Raw genomic sequence first — 15653 nt, forward strand, 5'->3', positions numbered from 1 at the left:
CGTTCGCTTGGTCGAGCGAGTCGTTCGGCTCCTACAAAGTTACGGGTCGGGAGCGCCGTTGTCTGCACAGTTATTCGGACTTCCTACTATCTGAGACGGCACCCCTTCCGACCTGCGACTACGCACTGTGCGTGGCCCCCCGGATCGCGCGCCAGCGGCGCAGGAAGAACCACAGGTACCCGGCCTCGGCGGCGACCGCGTACACCAGCACCCCGGCCGCGATCAGCAGGTCACCCCCGAAGGACCCGGCGTGCGCCTCGACGAGGAAGTACGCGCCCAGCACCTCGGCGAGCGCCCCGGTGCTGAGGATGAAGACGGCCGTCGCCACATACGGGTACCCCATGTGGGTGCCGGACGAGACGAGCCGGCCCTCCCACTCCAGGTACTGCCCGCCGAGGTGGGCGTTGATCTGGCGCTCGACCTTCATGACGCCGCGCCCGGCGCGCTGGGAGCGGTGGTACTCCCCCAGCCAGATCAGCAGGCTCGCCTTGCCCGCGCCGGGCACGAAGACGAGGCAGGCGGGGATCAGCACCTCGTTGGGGAGGCTGGAGTTGAGGACGGCGGCGATGACGACCGCGAGGGACGTGAACGCGAAGTTCATGATGGTGATGCGGTTGCTGATCGCCTGAAGGCTCTCCTGGCGCAGGGAGTTGTACTCGGCGAGCAGCGCGATGAGAACGGGGTCGTCCCGGGAGGTTCTGTCCGTCATCCCCTGATGTTTTCCAGCACCTCCGGCGGCAAGGCACCCGAGGTGGCTGAGAACGAGTACGCCAGGGTGCGGAAGCCGGCCGCGTGGGCGCGGGCCAGGTTGCGGGGGCGGTCCTCGACGACGAGCGTGGTCGCGGGGTCGAGGTGCTGGGCGGCGCGTTCGAAGAGCCCTTGGCCGGGGGTGCCTTTGGAGACGCCCTCGCGGCAGGAGAGGAACACCAACTCCGGGTCGATCCACTTGTCGAGGCGGAGGCGGCCGGACTGTTTGGCGTACCAGAAGGTCGTGTTATTGGAGACGATGCCGACGCGGTGGGTCGCGGCGGCGGAGAGCATGGTCTCCGCCGCCGGGTTGGCGACGAGCAGGGTCTCCTCCAACTCTCTTATGAGGAAGGGGGAAACGGGGAGGCGCAGTCTGCGGGACAGCGCCTTCCAGTAGTCCTGTTCATCGGTCTCGCGGAGGCTGAAGCGGTGCCACAACTTCCGGCCGGTCTCGGCGACTTGGTCACGATCGAGGCCCAACCGGTCGGCCAGGCCGGCGTGTTCGGTGAGGAGGAGGGTTTCCCAGGGGTCGCAGAAGAGCACGTCGCCGAGGTCGAAGAGGACTGCGTTCATCTGCCTAGCCTTCCCACCGGGCCACGGAGTCAGCCCATGTGCGGGTACGTGTAGTCGGTCGGTGCCACCAGGGTCTCCTTGATGGCCCGGGTCAGGGTCCAGCGGGTGAGGTTCTGCGGGGCCCCGGCCTTGTCGTTGGTGCCGGAGGCTCGCCCACCGCCGAAGGGCTGCTGGCCGACGACCGCGCCGGTGGACTTGTCGTTGATGTAGAAGTTCCCGGCGGCGTACCGGAGTTTGTCCATCGTGTGGGCCGCCGCCGCGCGGTCACCGGCGATGACGGAGCCCGTGAGCGCGTAGTCGGAGACCGACTCCATCTGCGTCAACATCTCGTCGTACTTCTCGTCCTCGTAGACGTGCACCGCGAGGAACGGGCCGAAGTACTCGGTGCGGAACACCTCGTTGGCGGGGTCGGTGCACTCGACGACCGTCGGACGGACGAAATAGCCGACCGAGTCGTCGTACGTGCCGCCCGCGACGATCGTGCACGCCGGGTCCTGCTTCGCCCGGTCGATGGCGGCCTTGTTCTTGGCGAAGGCGCGCTCGTCGATGACGGCGCCGATGAAGTGGGACAGGTCGGTGACGTCGCCCATGGTGATGCCGTCGACCTCGGCGGCGAACTCCTCGCGGAAACCGTCGTTCCAGATGGAGGCCGGGATGTAGGCGCGGGAGGTCGCCGAACACTTCTGGCCCTGGTACTCGAACGCGCCGCGCGTGAGCGCCGTCTTGAGGACCGCGCGGTCGGCGCTGGGGTGGGCGACGACGAAGTCCTTGCCGCCGGTCTCGCCGACGAGGCGCGGATAGGCGCGGTACTTCTCGATGTTGGCGCCGACCGTCTTCCACAGGTACTGGAAGGTCTTGGTGGAGCCGGTGAAGTGGATGCCCGCCAAGTCGCGGTGTTCCAGGGCGACTTCGGAGACGGCGATGCCGTCGCCGGTGACGAGGTTGATGACGCCCTTGGGCAGTCCCGCCTCTTCGAGGAGCCGCATGAGGAGGACGGCCGCGTGGGTCTGCGTCGGGGACGGCTTCCACACGACGACGTTGCCCATCAGGGCCGGCGCGGTCGGCAGGTTGCCCGCGATCGCGCTGAAGTTGAAGGGAGTGATCGCGTAGACGAACCCCTCCAGCGGGCGGTGGTCGAGACGGTTCCAGACGCCCGGGGAGTTCGCCGGGGGCTGCTCGGCGAGGATCTGGCGGGCGTAGTGGACGTTGAAGCGCCAGAAGTCGACGAGTTCGCAGGGCGTGTCGATCTCGGCCTGCTGGACGGTCTTCGACTGGCCGAGCATCGTGGACGCGGCGATCGTCTCCCGCCAGGGCCCGGCGAGGAGTTCGGCGGCGCGCAGGATGATCGCGGCACGGTCGTCGAAGGCCATCGCCCGCCAGGCGGGGGCCGCCGCGAGGGCCGCGTCGATGGCGTCGCGGGCGTCCTGCTGGGTGGCGTTGCGGTAAGTCCCGAGAACGGCACGGTGGTTGTGGGGCTGGACGACGTCGAAGGCGTCACCGCCGCCCATCCGCTTCTCGCCGCCGATCGTGCAGGGCAGGTCGATCGGGTTGTCGGCCAGCTCCTTCAACTTCGCTTCCAGCCGGGCCCGTTCGGGCGAGCCGGGGGCGTAGCCGCGCACCGGCTCGTTGACGGGGGTGGGGACCTGGGTCACAGCGTCCATCGGTAACTCCCTTGTGAGTGACAGTGCTTCAGTGCTTGGTGAGCGTCGAGCGGACGAAGAAGCGCAGGTTCGCCGGCTTCTCCGCGAGGCGTCGCATGAAGTACCCGTACCAGTCCGTCCCGTACGCGGTGTAGACGCGCATCCGGTGCCCCTCGGCGGCCAGCCGCAGGTGTTCCTCGCCGCGGATGCCGTACAGCATCTGGAACTCGTACTCGTCGGGCTTGCGCTGGGCGCGGTGGGCGAGTTCCTGGGCGATGGAGATCAGGCGGGGGTCGTGGGAGCCGACCATCGGGTAGCAGTCGCCGTCCATCAGCACGCGCAGGATGCGGACGTACGCCTTGTCGATCTCGCGCTTGTCCTGGTACGCGACCTCGGCGGGCTCCTTGTAGGCGCCCTTGACCAGGCGGACGCGGCTGCCGCTCGCGGCGAGGCGGCGGGCGTCGGCCTCGGTACGGAACAGGTACGCCTGGATGACGCAGCCGGTCTTCGGGAAGTCGCGGCGCAGGTCCTCGTGGATCGCGAACATCGAGTCGAGGGTGGTGTGGTCCTCGGCGTCCAGCGTCACCGTCGTCCCGATGGCGTCGGCGGCCTCGACGACGCGGCGGACGTTGCGGTGGGCGATGTCGTGGCCGTCCGGCAGGGCCTGGCCGAACATCGAGAGCTTGACGGAGACCTCGGCCCGCTCGCCGAGGCCGAGCGCGCCGAGGCGGTCGATCAGCAGGAGGTAGGCGTCGCGGGCGGCCGTCGCCTGCTCGGGCGTCGTGATGTCCTCGCCGACGACGTCGAGGGTCAGCTCCAGGCCCTTCGCGGTGAGGTCGCGGACGATCGGGACGACGTCGTCGACGGTCTCGCCCGCGATGAAGCGGTCGACGACCTGCCTGGTGACCGGGGCCGCCGTCACCAGGCGTCGCATCCGGTCGCTGCGCGAGGCGGCGAGAATCACGGGACCCAGCACGGGGCACCTCCACAGACATGAGCACCAAGTCACCGTGAACCTAAGGATCTCTCCGATCCTGGGCCATCGACAGGTGTCACGCATCCGTGGCGGGGATCTCAGACAGATGTATGAAAAGGGGTCTCCGGTGGCGCAGAATGTCCCGGTGACCCCGGATTATCAGGACCTCGTGGACGAGATCTCCGCCCTCCTCGGCGCCCCCGCGACCCTGGAGAGCCGCGACTTCGAGCTGATCGCGTTCGGGGTGTACGACAGCGAGGACGAGCTGGACGCGTCCGCGCTCGACCCCGTCCGCGCGCGCTCGATCCTCACCCGGCGCTCGACGACGGCCGTGCGCGCCTGGTTCGAGGGGTTCGGGATCACGCGGGCGACGGGTCCGGTGCGGATCCCGCCGACGCCGGAGGCGGGGGTGTACCGGGGGCGGATCTGTCTGCCGGTGCGCCATCGGGGGGTGGTGCTGGGGTACGTCTGGCTCCTCGACTCCGGGTCCCTGGCCGGGTCGCCCGACGACGCCCGGCTGGCCGCGGCCATGGAGGTGACGGAGCGGATCGGGGTGCTCCTCGGGGACGAGGCGCGGCACGGGGCGGACCTCAGCCGGGAGCTGCGGGCCGTGCTGACCGCCGGGGGCGGGTGGCAGCGGGACATGGCCGTCGCCGAGCTGCGGACGGGCCTGGGGGCGCGCGCGGAGGGGGCGTACGCGGTGGTGTGCGTGGCGCCCTGGGGCGGGGAGGCGCCGTCGGCGCGGACGGTGGCGGGGGCGCTGGCGCTGTGCGAGACGGGCGGCTCCCTCGCCGTGCTCGTCCGGCCCCGGCCCGGCACGGACGCCGGGGCGCGGCTGCTGGAGCTGGCCGGGGCGGGCGCCGTCGCCGGCGTCTCCTCGGTCCGGGACGGGCTCGACGCGCTCGCGGCGTCCTGGACGGAGGCGTCGGCCGCCGCGCGGGCCGCGCACGCCGAACCCCGGCTCGGGCCGGTCGCGGAGTGGGAGCGGATCGGGGCGTACCGGCTGCTGACGTCGCTGACGGGCGCGCGGGATCCCGCCGTCGCACCTCTTCTCGCCCCCGCGCACCGGGAGTTGGCGCGGACCGCCGAGGTGTACCTGGACTGCGCGGGGCAGGCGGGGCGGGCGGCGGCGGCGCTGGGGATCCACCGGCAGACGTTGTACTACCGGCTGTCGCGGGTCGAGCAGTTGACGGGGCTCGATCTGGACGACGGTGAGGACCGGTTGTTGCTGCACATGGTGTTGAAGGGGGCGCGGTTGTAGGGCTTGGGCCGGCAGCAGGTCAGTGTGAAGCGGGAGCGGCTATTGAAAACGATTGTCATCGTGCTACGGTCTGGGCGACTCTGCCCTTGACTTCCCCTTTACCCGGAGGGTTCCGTGCGCCTGCCCGCTCGCCGCCTGCTCCCCGCTTCTGCTCTCGCGGCGGCGTCGATGATGCTCGTCTCCGGCTGCTTCACCGGCTCGCCCGGGACGAGCGACGGCGAGGGCAAGCGCATACGCGTCGCGATGATGCTGCCGCCCAGATCGGCGCTGTCCCCGCTGTCCGACGACGCGTTCAAGCTGTCGCGCTGGTCGACGGCGGAGACGCTGGTGAAGCTCGACGCCGACGGCGACGCCCAACCCGCGCTCGCCACCAAGTGGACGCACTCCGGCCGGAGTTGGACGTTCACCCTGCGCGACGGCGTCACCTTCCACGACGGCACGAAGCTGGACGCCGCCGCCGTGGTGAGGTCGCTCACGAAGGCCGCCGGCGCCTCCCCCAAGCCGCGCATCCTGGACGGCGTCGAGCTGACCGTACGGGCGTCCGGCAACGATGTCGTCGTCACGACCGGCGACGAGGACCCCCTCCTCCCCCAGCGGCTCAGCTCGCCCCAGCTGTCGATCCTCGCGGCGAAGGCGTACACGGGGAGGACGGTCAACCCCGTCGGCGCCGGGACCGGGGCGTTCAAGCTGGTCACCGTGAACGGGACGTCGTCCGCCGCCCTCGACCGGTACGACGGGTACTGGGGCACCAAGGCCAAGGCCCCCGGCATCGACGTGAAGTTCGTGCCGGACGGCACCGCGCGGGCCGCCGCGCTGCGCAGTGGCGAGGCGGACATCGTGGAGGCGGTGCCGGTGTCGCAGGCCGCGCTCCTCGACCAGAAGCTGATCACCGAGGTGCCGATGCCGCGCACCAACACCCTTTACCTGAACACCTCTTCGGGCCCCTTCAAGGACGCCTCGCTGCGGGCCGCCGCCCGGCAGGCGATCGACGCGAAGTCCATCGTGCAGGGCGTCTACGAGGGCCGCGCGGACGTCGCCCAGGGGCTGCTCGGACCGGCGCTGCCCTGGGCCGCCGGACTGCGCAAGCCGGTGACGCGCGCTGCCGCCGGGCAGCCGAAGGGGGCGAGCGTCACGATCGGGACGTTCACCGACCGCGCCGAGCTGCCCGAGGTGGCCGCGGCTCTCCAACAGCAGCTCCAGAAGGCCGGGTTCAAGGTCAAGCTGGAGGTGCGGGAGTACTCGGCGATCGAAGCGGACGCGCTGGCCGGGAAGTTCGACGCGTTCATCCTGTCGCGGGCGACCGTGCTGGACTCCGGGGACCCCGTCGCGTACCTCTACAGCGACTTCGCGTCCGACGGCTCCTTCAACATCGCCCAGCTCGAGAACCCCACCGTGGACGCCGCGCTGCGCAAGGCCGGGGAGGCGCCGACCGGTGACGTGCGGCGGGCCGCGGTCATCGCCGGCGAGGCGTCCGTGCTGGCGACCGACGCCGCTGTGCCGATGCTGCACGAGCGGGTCATCCAGGGTGACGCGGCCGGGGTCGTGGACGCCGCGCACGACCCCCGGGAGCGGGAGCTGATCACGCCGGGTACGTACGTCAAGTGAAGCGGTTCGTCTTCGTGGACCGGGTCCGGGTCTCCCCCGCCGCGCTGACCCGCGCCCTCGGGCTCCTCGCCGTCGTCGCCGCCGTCGGGCTGCTGCCCTGGCTCTCCGGGAACGACCCCGCGCTGACCGTCCTGCGGGCGCGGTCCGCCGAGCAGGAGCCGACGAAGGAGGCGCTGGATTCGATCCGGCGCGACCTCGGGCTGGACTCCGGTCCCCTCTCCCTGCTGGGGAGTTGGGGCGGGGACCTGCTGCGCGGGGACCTCGGGACGTCGTGGGTGTCCGGCACGGACGTCCTGCCCTCGGTGACCGCCGGGCTCCAGGTGTCGCTCGCGCTGATGGGCGCGGCGCTCGCCGTCGCCGTGCTGCTCGGCGCGCTGCTCGTGGCGCCGGTGCTGGTGCGGGGGCGGGGGTCGGCCGGGGCCGGGGCGGCGATGCTGGCCGCCGTGCCCGAATTCCTGCTGGCGACCGTGGTGTTGCTGGTGTTCGGGGTGTGGCTGCGCCGGCTGCCGACGTCCGGCTGGGAGGGGCCCGTCCACCTGGTGCTGCCCGCCGTCGCGCTCGGCGTGCCGGCCGGCGGGTTGCTCGGGCGGCTCGTCGCGGACGCGCTGCCGTCCGTGCTCGACGAACGCTGGGTCGAGCTGTGGCGGGGGGCCGGGGTGAGCCGGGCGCGGATCGCCGGGGCGGCGCTTCGGCGCGTACTGCCGCCGCTGGTACCGCAGTTCGGGATGGCCGCCGTCGGTCTCACCGGGGGCGCCGTCGCCGTCGAGACCGTCTTCGCGGTGCCCGGCATCGGGCGGACGGCGCTCGGCGCGGCCAAGTCGCAGGACCTGCCGCTGCTTCAGGGGGCGGTGCTGGCGCTGCTGCTGCTCGGGCTCGTGATCGGGGCGGCGTCGGCGGTGCTGCGGCGCCGGCTGCTGGGGCCCGCTCTGCGGGACGCGTCGCTGGCCCTGCCGCCGCCGCGTCCGGTGCGGGTGCCCGTCGCCGTGCCGCTGTCCCTGTTCGCGCTGCTCGCGGTGACCATCGGGTGGGGGCTGCTGCGGGACCCCTACGCCGTGCACACGAACGAGCGTCTTGACGCGCCGAGTTGGGGGCATCCGCTGGGGACCGACGGGCTGGGGCGCGATGTGCTGGCCCGCCTCGGGCACGGGGCGGCGGCGACGGTCGGGACGGCCGCGGCCGTCTGTCTGCTGGGGCTGCTCGTCGGGCTCGCCCTGGGGTTCCTGCCGGGGGTCGCCTCCGGGGCGGCCGACATCGCCAACGCGTTGCCGCCGGTCATCATGGGCATCCTGGTCGCCGCCGTGACCGGGCCCGGCACGGGCGGCGCCGGGCTCGCGGTCGCCCTGCTCTCCTGGCCCGCGCTCGCCGCGCACACGGCCGCGCTGGTCCAGGAGGTCCGGGCGTCGGCGTTCCTGACGGCCCAACGGGCCATCGGGGCACCGCCGTTGTGGATCCTGACCCGGCACGTGCTGCCCACGGTCGCGGCGCCGGTCGCCCGGCACGCGCTGCTGCGGCTGCCCGGGATCGCGCTCGCGCTGGCGTCCCTCGGGTTCCTGGGGCTCGGCGCGCAACCTCCCTCCCCCGAGTGGGGGTTGCTGCTCGACGAGTCGCGGGCTTACGTGGAGCGTGCGCCCTGGGCGGCGCTGGCGCCCGCCGTGGCACTGGCGGTGCTGGCCGGGCTCGCGGTGTCGGGAGCGGCGTTCGTGGAGGGGCGGGAGCGGAAGGTCAAGGGGGAGGTTTCTCTTGCTGCGTGACGAATTGCCGCCCGCCGGAGCTACTGCGCCCGCGAGCGTTCCCCTCCTCTCCGTCCGGGACATGCGCATCTCCTTCTCCGGCGTCGAGGCCGTCCGCGGCGTCTCCTTCGACGTGCTGCCCGGTGAAGTCCTCGCGCTCGTCGGGGAGTCGGGCGCCGGGAAGTCGCTGACGGCTCGGGCGCTGCTCGGCATGCTGCCGAGGGAGGCGGTGCGATCGGGTTCCGTGGAGCCGGAGTTGTCGCGTCAGCGGGGGCGGCGGATCGCGCTCGTGCCGCAGGACGCGCTGTCGGCGCTGTCGCCCGTGCACCCCGTCGGTGACCAACTCGCCGCCGCCGTACGGTCGGTGCGGCGCGTCTCGCGCGGGGAGGCCCGTGCGCTGGCCGTCGCCGCGCTGGAGCGGGTCGGGATCGCGGACGCGGCGCGCCGGGCGCGGGCGTATCCGCACGAGTTCTCCGGCGGGATGCGGCAGCGGGCGGTCATCGCGATGGCGACGATCAACGAGCCGGAGATCCTGGTGGCCGACGAGCCGACGACCGCGCTGGACGAGGAGCGCCGGGAGCTGGTCCTCGGGCTGCTGCGGGCGCAGCCGTCCGCGCTGGTGCTGGTCACGCACGACGTGGAGGCCGTGCGTCGGCACGCGGACCGGGTGCTGGTGATGTACGCGGGCCGGCTGGTCGAAGCCGGGGGCGTGGAGCGGGTGTTGGAGGCGCCGCGCGCGCCTTACACGGCCGGGCTGCTGGCCTCGCTGCCCCGGCCCGGGGGTCCGAAGCGGCTGCCGGTGCTGGCCGGCCACCCCCCGTTGCCGGGGGCCGTGGCGGCGGGGTGCGCGTTCGCGCCGCGCTGTTCGTTCGCGGCGCCGGAGTGCGGAGTGTCGGAGCCCGAACTGCGGGAGGGCGACGGGCGGTTGGTCGCGTGTCATCACTGGGAGCTGGTGTGAGCGGGTATCTGCTGGAGGTCCGTGACCTCGTCGTCCGGTACGGTGCGGCCACCGCCGTGGACGGGGTGTCGTTCGCCCTCTCCCCCGGCGAGACCCTTGCCCTGGACGGGCCGAGCGGCTGCGGCAAGTCGACGACCGCCCTCGCCGTGCTCCAGTTGCGGCGCCCCGACGCCGGTGAAGTCCTCTTCGAGGGGCGGGAGTTGACGGCCCTCTCGGAGCGCGAGCTGCGCCCCCTGCGGCGGCGCGTGCAGCCCGTCTTCCAGGACCCGTACGGCTCGCTGAGCCCCCGTCACCGCATCCGGGACACCGTCGCCGAACCCCTGAAGGTCCAGGGCCGCTGGAACCCGGACACCGGCCCGGCGAAAGTCACCGAACTGCTTGAGCGGGTCGGCCTCGACCCCTCCTACGCGGCCCGGCGCCCGCACGAGTTGTCCGGCGGCCAGTGCCAACGCGTCGGCATCGCACGGGCCTTGGCGTCCGAGCCCCGGCTGCTCGTCCTGGACGAGCCGGTCTCGGCCCTGGATCCGTCCGTCCGGGCGGGAGTCCTGAACCTCCTCGCCGACCTGCGTGACGAGCTGGGCCTCGGCTACCTGTTCATCTGCCACGACCGCGCCGTCGTCCGCCACTTCGCGGACCGCGTCATCGAGATGCGGGACGGCCGCATCACCTCGTGAGCCGGCGCACATGCGTAGGGACGGACCGAAGCGACTCGGTCCGCCCCTGAGGAACCTGCGTCAGACCAGGTTCACCGCGCGGGCCGACGTCGCGCCGATCTCCGCGGCGACCTCCGTCAGGACACCGGCGGCGACGGCCTCGTCGACGGTGAGGACGGCCAGTGCCTCGCCGCCGGCGGCGGCGCGGGCGACCTGCATGCCGGCGATGTTGATGCCGGCCTCGCCGAAGATGCGGCCGACGGTGCCGACGACACCGGGGCGGTCCTCGTAGCGCAGGACGACGAGGTGGTCCGCGACCGCGAGGTCCACGTCGTAGTCGCCGACCGCGACGATCTTCTGGACGTTCTTGGGCCCGGCGAGCGTGCCGGAGACGGAGACCTCCTCGCCGTCCGCGAGGGTGCCGCGCACGGTGACGACGTTGCGGTGGTCGGTCGCCTCGGAGCTGGTCGTCAGCCGGACCTCGACGCCGCGCTCCTGCGCGAACAGGGGGGCGTTGACGTAGGAGACCGTCTCGGCGACGACGTCCTCGAAGACGCCCTTGAGCGCCGACAGTTCGAGGACCTTCACGTCGTGCTGCGTGATCTCCCCGTACACCTCGACGTCGAGGCGGACGGCGACCTCGCCGGCGAGCGCGGTGAAGATGCGGCCCAGGCGCTCGGCGAGAGGCAGGCCGGGCTTGACGTCCTCGGCGATGACGCCGCCCTGGACGTTGACGGCGTCGGGGACCAGCTCACCGGCGAGCGCGAGGCGCACCGACTTCGCGACCGCGATACCGGCCTTCTCCTGGGCCTCGTCCGTGGACGCGCCGAGGTGCGGCGTGGAGATGACCTGGTCGAACTCGAAGAGCGGGGAGTCGGTGCACGGTTCCTTGGCGTAGACGTCGAGGCCGGCGCCGGCCACGCGCCCTTCCTTCAGCGCCGAGTACAGCGCCTCCTCGTCGACGATCCCTCCGCGCGCGGCGTTGACGATGCGGACGGTCGGCTTGACCTTGCGCAGCGCCTCGTCGCCGATGAGGCCGACGGTCTCGGGGGTCTTGGGGAGGTGCACGGTGATGAAGTCGGAGACCTCGAGCAGCTCGTCCAGCGAGAGGATCTTGACGCCCATCTGGGCGGCGCGCGCGGGCTGGATGTAGGGGTCGTAGGCGACGACCTTCATCCCGAACGCGGACATGCGCTGGGCGACGAGCGCGCCGATGCGGCCGAGGCCGACGACACCGAGGGTCTTCTCGGCCAGCTCGACGCCGGTGTACTTGCTCCGCTTCCACTCGCCGTTCTTCAGCGCGGCGTTGGCCTGCGGGATGTGCCGGGCGGTGGCGAGCAGCAGACCGCAGGCGAGTTCGGCGGCGGTGACGATGTTGGAGGTCGGCGCGTTGACGACCATCACGCCGGCCTTGGTGGCGGCGGACACGTCGACGTTGTCGAGGCCGACGCCGGCTCGTGCGACGACCTTCAGCTTGTTCGCGGCGGCGATGGCCTCGGCGTCCACCTTGGTGGCGGAGCGGATCAGGATCGCGTCGACATCGGCGATGGCGGGCAGCAGATCGGCCCGGTCGGCGCCGTTGCAGTGCCGGATCTCGAAGTCGGGGCCAAGCGCGTCCACGGTCGCGGGCGACAGCTCTTCAGCGATGAGTACGACAGGTTTCGAGCTCACGTGAGTCCTCACAGGTCCATTGCGCGGACGGCCGTCCCGACGGCCGCGGCGGAGGAGGGGGCTACCGCGGAAGACGCACGACGCTGTGGGCCTGACGCGTGTTTGTGCAGCAGTGTAATGGCGCCGGGAGGTGTCGTAGGCGTCTCGTGTCGATTACGAGACGGCTCGCGAGGGAGGTCTCGCGGACGTCTTCCGGAACGGGTGCGCGGCGGGGCCGGAACGCGTCGTACCGGCCCCGCCGCGGGAGGCTCACGCCTCTTCGTTCACCCAGCTCATCAGCTTGCGGAGCTGCTTGCCGGTGGTCTCCAGCAGGTGCTCGGAGTCAGCCTTCTTGTACTCGTTGTACTTCTTCAGGCCGCCGTGGTACTCGTCCATCCAGTTCTTGGCGAAGGTGCCGTCCTGGATCTCGGCGAGGATCTGCTTCATCTCGGCCTTGGTGGCGTCCGTGATGATGCGGGGGCCGGTGATGTAGTCGCCCCACTCGGCGGTCTCGGAGATCGACCAGCGCATCTTCTCCAGGCCGCCCTCGTACATGAGGTCGACGATGAGCTTCAGCTCGTGCAGGCACTCGAAGTAGGCGATCTCGGGCTGGTAGCCGGCCTCGGTCAGCGTCTCGAAGCCCGCCTTGACCAGCGCGGCCGTACCACCGGCGAGCACGGCCTGCTCACCGAACAGGTCCGTCTCGGTCTCCTCGGTGAAGGTCGTCTTGATGACGCCGGCGCGGGTGCCGCCGATGCCCTTGGAGTACGACAGGGCAAGCGCGAACCCGTTGCCGGTGGCGTCCTGCTCGACGGCGACGATGCACGGAACGCCGCGGCCCTCCTCGTACTGGCGGCGCACCAGGTGGCCGGGGCCCTTGGGGGCGACCATGCAGACGTCGACGCCGGCCGGGGGCTTGATGAAGCCGTAGCGGATGTTGAGGCCGTGGCCGAAGAACAGCGCGTCGCCGTCCTTCAGGTTGTCCTTGACGGACTCCTCGTAGACCTGGGCCTGGATCGGGTCCGGCACCAGGATCATGATGACGTCGGCCTCGGCGGCGGCCTCGGCCGGGGTCACCACGCGCAGGCCCTGCTCCTCGGCCTTGGCCTTGGACTTGGAGCCCTCGTGCAGACCGACGCGGACGTCGACACCCGAGTCGCGCAGCGACAGCGCGTGGGCGTGGCCCTGGCTGCCGTAGCCGATGACCGCGACCTTGCGGCCTTGGATGATGGACAGGTCGGCGTCGGCGTCGTAGAACAGCTCGGCCACTGTGGGTTCTCTCCTTGGGTACAGGTGTTGCGTCCCACCGTATGACGGCGGGGTGGGGGGAGGATTCGGGGTCTCGGTATACGGATCAGGCGCTGCGGTCGAGGGCGCGCAGCGAGCGGTCCGTGATGGAGCGGGCGCCCCGGCCGATGGCGATCGTGCCGGACTGGACGAGCTCCTTGATGCCGAAGGGTTCCAGCATCTTCAGCATGGCGCCGAGTTTGTCGGCGCCGCCGGTGGCCTCGATGGTGACGGCCTCCGGGGAGACGTCGACGGTCTTGGCGCGGAACAGCTGGACGATCTCGACGATCTGGGAACGGGTCTCGTTGTCCGCGCGGACCTTCACCAGAACGAGTTCGCGGTGGACGGCCTGTGCGGGTTCCAGTTCGACGATCTTGAGGACTTCGACGAGCTTGTTGAGCTGCTTGGTGACCTGTTCGAGGGGCAGCGCGTCGACGCTCACGACGATGGTGATGCGGGAGATGTCGGCGTGCTCGGTGACTCCGACGGCGAGGGAGTCGATGTTGAAGCCGCGGCGGGAGAACAGGGCGGCGATCCGGGCGAGGATGCCGGGCTTGTTCTCGACCAGGACGGAGAGCGTGTGCTTGGACATGTTCTGCTGAAGCCTTCTCTCAGTCGTCTTCGTTGTCGCCGAAGTCGGGGCGGACGTTCAGGGCGGCCATGACCTCGTCGTTGGAGGCGCCGGCGGCGACCATCGGCCACACCATGGCGTCCTCGTGGACGATGAAGTCGATGACGACCGGCCGGTCGTTGATGGCGTTGGCCTCTTCGATGACCTTGTCGAGGTCGGCCGGGGACTCGCAGCGGATCGCGTGGCAGCCCATGGCCTCGGACAGCTTCACGAAGTCGGGGATGCGCGTGCCGCGCGCCTGCGGGTTGACGTCGTCCGGGCCCGAGTGCAGGACCGTGTTCGAGTACCGCTGGTTGTAGAACAGGGTCTGCCACTGGCGGACCATCCCGAGGGCGCCGTTGTTGATGACGGCGACCTTGATCGGGATGTTGTTCAGGGCGCAGGTGGTGAGTTCCTGGTTGGTCATCTGGAAGCAGCCGTCGCCGTCGATGGCCCACACCGTGCGCTCGGGCTGCCCTGCCTTGGCGCCCATGGCGGCGGGGACGGCGTAGCCCATGGTCCCGGCGCCGCCGGAGTTGAGCCAGGTCGCCGGCTTCTCGTACTGGATGAAGTGGGCGGCCCACATCTGGTGCTGGCCGACGCCGGCGGTGAAGATCGTGCCCTCGGGGGCGAGCTGCCCGATCCGCTCGATCACCTGCTGCGGGGAGAGCGTGCCGTCGTCGGGCAGGTCGTAGCCGAGCGGGTAGGTGTCGCGCCAGCGGTTGAGGTCCTTCCACCAGGTCGCGTAGTCGCCCTGGTGCCCCTCGCTGTGCTCCTTCTGGACGGCCTGGACAAGGTCGGCGATGACCTCGCGCGCGTCCCCGACGATCGGGACGTCGGCCGCGCGGTTCTTGCCGATCTCCGCCGGGTCGATGTCGGCGTGGACGATCTTGGCGTAGGGGGCGAAGCTGTCGAGCTTGCCGGTGACGCGGTCGTCGAAGCGGGCGCCGAGGGCCACGATCAGGTCGGCCTTCTGCAGGCCGGTGACGGCGGCGACGGAGCCGTGCATGCCCGGCATGCCGAGGTGCTGGGGGTGGCTGTCGGGGAAGGCGCCGAGCGCCATCAGGGTGGTGACGACGGGGGCGCCGGTCAGCTCGGCCAGGACCTTCAGCTCGGCCGTCGCCCGGGCCTTGATGACGCCGCCGCCGACGTACAGGACCGGGCGCTTGGCGGCGGTGATCAGCTTGGCGGCCTCGCGGATCTGCTTGGCGTGCGGCTTGGTCACCGGGCGGTAGCCCGGCAGGTCCATCACCGGCGGCCAGGAGAACGTCGTCTTCGCCTGGAGGATGTCCTTGGGGATGTCGACCAGCACCGGCCCCGGGCGGCCCGTCGAGGCGATGTGGAACGCCTGCGCGATGGTGCGGGGGATGTCCTCGGCCTTGGTGACCAGGAAGCTGTGCTTGGTGATCGGCATGGTGATGCCGACGATGTCCGCCTCCTGGAAGGCGTCCGTGCCGATCGCGGCGGAGACGACCTGCCCGGTGATCGCCACGAGCGGCACCGAGTCCATGTTCGCGTCCGCGATGGGGGTGACCAGGTTGGTCGCGCCGGGGCCGCTGGTCGCCATGCAGACGCCGACCTTGCCGGTGGCCTGCGCGTATCCGGTGGCCGCGTGTCCCGCGCCCTGCTCGTGCCGGACCAGGACGTGGCGCACCCGCTTCGAGTCCATCATCGGGTCGTACGCCGGCAGGATCGTGCCGCCCGGGATGCCGAAGACGGTGTCGGCGCCGACCTCCTCAAGCGAGCGGACGAGGGACTGCGCGCCCGTGACGTGCTCGACGGGCGAGGAGTGCTGTCCTCCGGATCGGGGCCGCGGCTGCGGATGCGGGGCCCCGGTGGCCTGCTCGGTCATCGGCATTCTCTTCTCGATGCTGAGGGTTTTTTGCGGGTTTTGTGCGGAGTTCGGCTGTTACCCGGAGGGCGTCCGTGCAACAAAAAACCCCTCGTGCCAAAAGGCAAGCGA

Annotated in this window: 13 protein-coding genes; 5 read left to right on the forward strand and 8 right to left on the reverse strand. The window is 71.3% G+C overall.

Annotated features, from left to right (window positions below; all coding sequences use genetic code 11):
• Positions 1 to 118: 118 nt before the first annotated feature.
• From IAG44_RS11430 to IAG44_RS11445, 4 genes are read right to left on the reverse strand one after another with little or no spacing between them, the layout of a single operon-like run.
• The gene (locus IAG44_RS11430; RefSeq protein WP_187747023.1) at positions 119 to 709 is read right to left on the reverse strand and encodes a hypothetical protein; all 591 of its coding nucleotides are present in this window, start codon (positions 707 to 709) and stop codon (positions 119 to 121) included.
• Positions 706 to 1320 (reverse strand): HAD family hydrolase, encoded by a 615-nt coding sequence (locus IAG44_RS11435; RefSeq protein ID WP_187747024.1) that lies wholly within the window; start codon positions 1318 to 1320, stop codon positions 706 to 708. Before IAG44_RS11435 ends, IAG44_RS11430 begins: the two co-directional genes overlap by 4 nt.
• Before the next feature lie 29 nt (positions 1321 to 1349).
• On the reverse strand, positions 1350 to 2981 hold the full coding sequence (gene pruA / locus IAG44_RS11440) for an L-glutamate gamma-semialdehyde dehydrogenase (RefSeq protein ID WP_187747025.1): 1632 nt from the start codon (positions 2979 to 2981) through the stop codon (positions 1350 to 1352).
• A 28-nt stretch (positions 2982 to 3009) separates the two neighbouring features.
• A complete protein-coding gene (locus IAG44_RS11445) occupies positions 3010 to 3936 on the reverse strand; it encodes a proline dehydrogenase family protein (RefSeq protein ID WP_187747026.1) in 927 nt (308 codons plus the stop codon).
• Between the two features lie 106 nt (positions 3937 to 4042).
• Between IAG44_RS11445 and IAG44_RS11450 the strand changes: the two genes are divergently transcribed.
• The 5 genes from IAG44_RS11450 (at position 4043) to IAG44_RS11470 (ending at position 10164) form a co-directional block, all read left to right on the forward strand.
• Positions 4043 to 5197, forward strand: a complete 1155-nt coding sequence (locus IAG44_RS11450) for a PucR family transcriptional regulator (RefSeq protein WP_187747027.1) — start codon at positions 4043 to 4045, stop codon at positions 5195 to 5197.
• A gap of 114 nt (positions 5198 to 5311) precedes the next feature.
• Positions 5312 to 6802, forward strand: coding sequence for an ABC transporter substrate-binding protein (locus IAG44_RS11455; protein WP_187747028.1), 1491 nt, complete (start codon positions 5312 to 5314; stop codon positions 6800 to 6802).
• Positions 6799 to 8553, forward strand: a complete 1755-nt coding sequence (locus IAG44_RS11460; protein WP_246561644.1) for an ABC transporter permease subunit — start codon at positions 6799 to 6801, stop codon at positions 8551 to 8553. The genes IAG44_RS11455 and IAG44_RS11460 overlap by 4 nt, the downstream gene beginning before the upstream one ends.
• A gap of 61 nt (positions 8554 to 8614) precedes the next feature.
• Positions 8615 to 9490, forward strand: a complete 876-nt coding sequence (locus tag IAG44_RS11465) for an ABC transporter ATP-binding protein (RefSeq protein WP_187752622.1) — start codon at positions 8615 to 8617, stop codon at positions 9488 to 9490.
• The gene (locus IAG44_RS11470; RefSeq protein WP_187747029.1) at positions 9487 to 10164 is read left to right on the forward strand and encodes an ATP-binding cassette domain-containing protein; all 678 of its coding nucleotides are present in this window, start codon (positions 9487 to 9489) and stop codon (positions 10162 to 10164) included. Before IAG44_RS11465 ends, IAG44_RS11470 begins: the two co-directional genes overlap by 4 nt.
• A gap of 60 nt (positions 10165 to 10224) precedes the next feature.
• Here IAG44_RS11470 and serA read toward each other — a convergent pair whose 3' ends face one another.
• From serA to IAG44_RS11490, 4 genes are all read right to left on the reverse strand, one after another.
• Complete coding sequence (gene serA, locus IAG44_RS11475; protein ID WP_187747030.1) at positions 10225 to 11814, reverse strand: phosphoglycerate dehydrogenase; 1590 nt, start codon at positions 11812 to 11814, stop codon at positions 10225 to 10227.
• A gap of 249 nt (positions 11815 to 12063) precedes the next feature.
• Positions 12064 to 13062 (reverse strand): ketol-acid reductoisomerase, encoded by a 999-nt coding sequence (gene ilvC / locus IAG44_RS11480; RefSeq protein ID WP_187747031.1) that lies wholly within the window; start codon positions 13060 to 13062, stop codon positions 12064 to 12066.
• An 85-nt stretch (positions 13063 to 13147) separates the two neighbouring features.
• Entirely contained in the window at positions 13148 to 13672 is a 525-nt protein-coding gene (gene ilvN, locus IAG44_RS11485; protein ID WP_055723150.1) for an acetolactate synthase small subunit, read from the reverse strand.
• A 19-nt stretch (positions 13673 to 13691) separates the two neighbouring features.
• A complete protein-coding gene (locus IAG44_RS11490) occupies positions 13692 to 15542 on the reverse strand; it encodes an acetolactate synthase large subunit (protein ID WP_187747032.1) in 1851 nt (616 codons plus the stop codon).
• Positions 15543 to 15653: the final 111 nt, after the last annotated feature.

This window comes from Streptomyces roseirectus, from assembly GCF_014489635.1.
Lineage (GTDB): Bacteria > Actinomycetota > Actinomycetes > Streptomycetales > Streptomycetaceae > Streptomyces > Streptomyces roseirectus.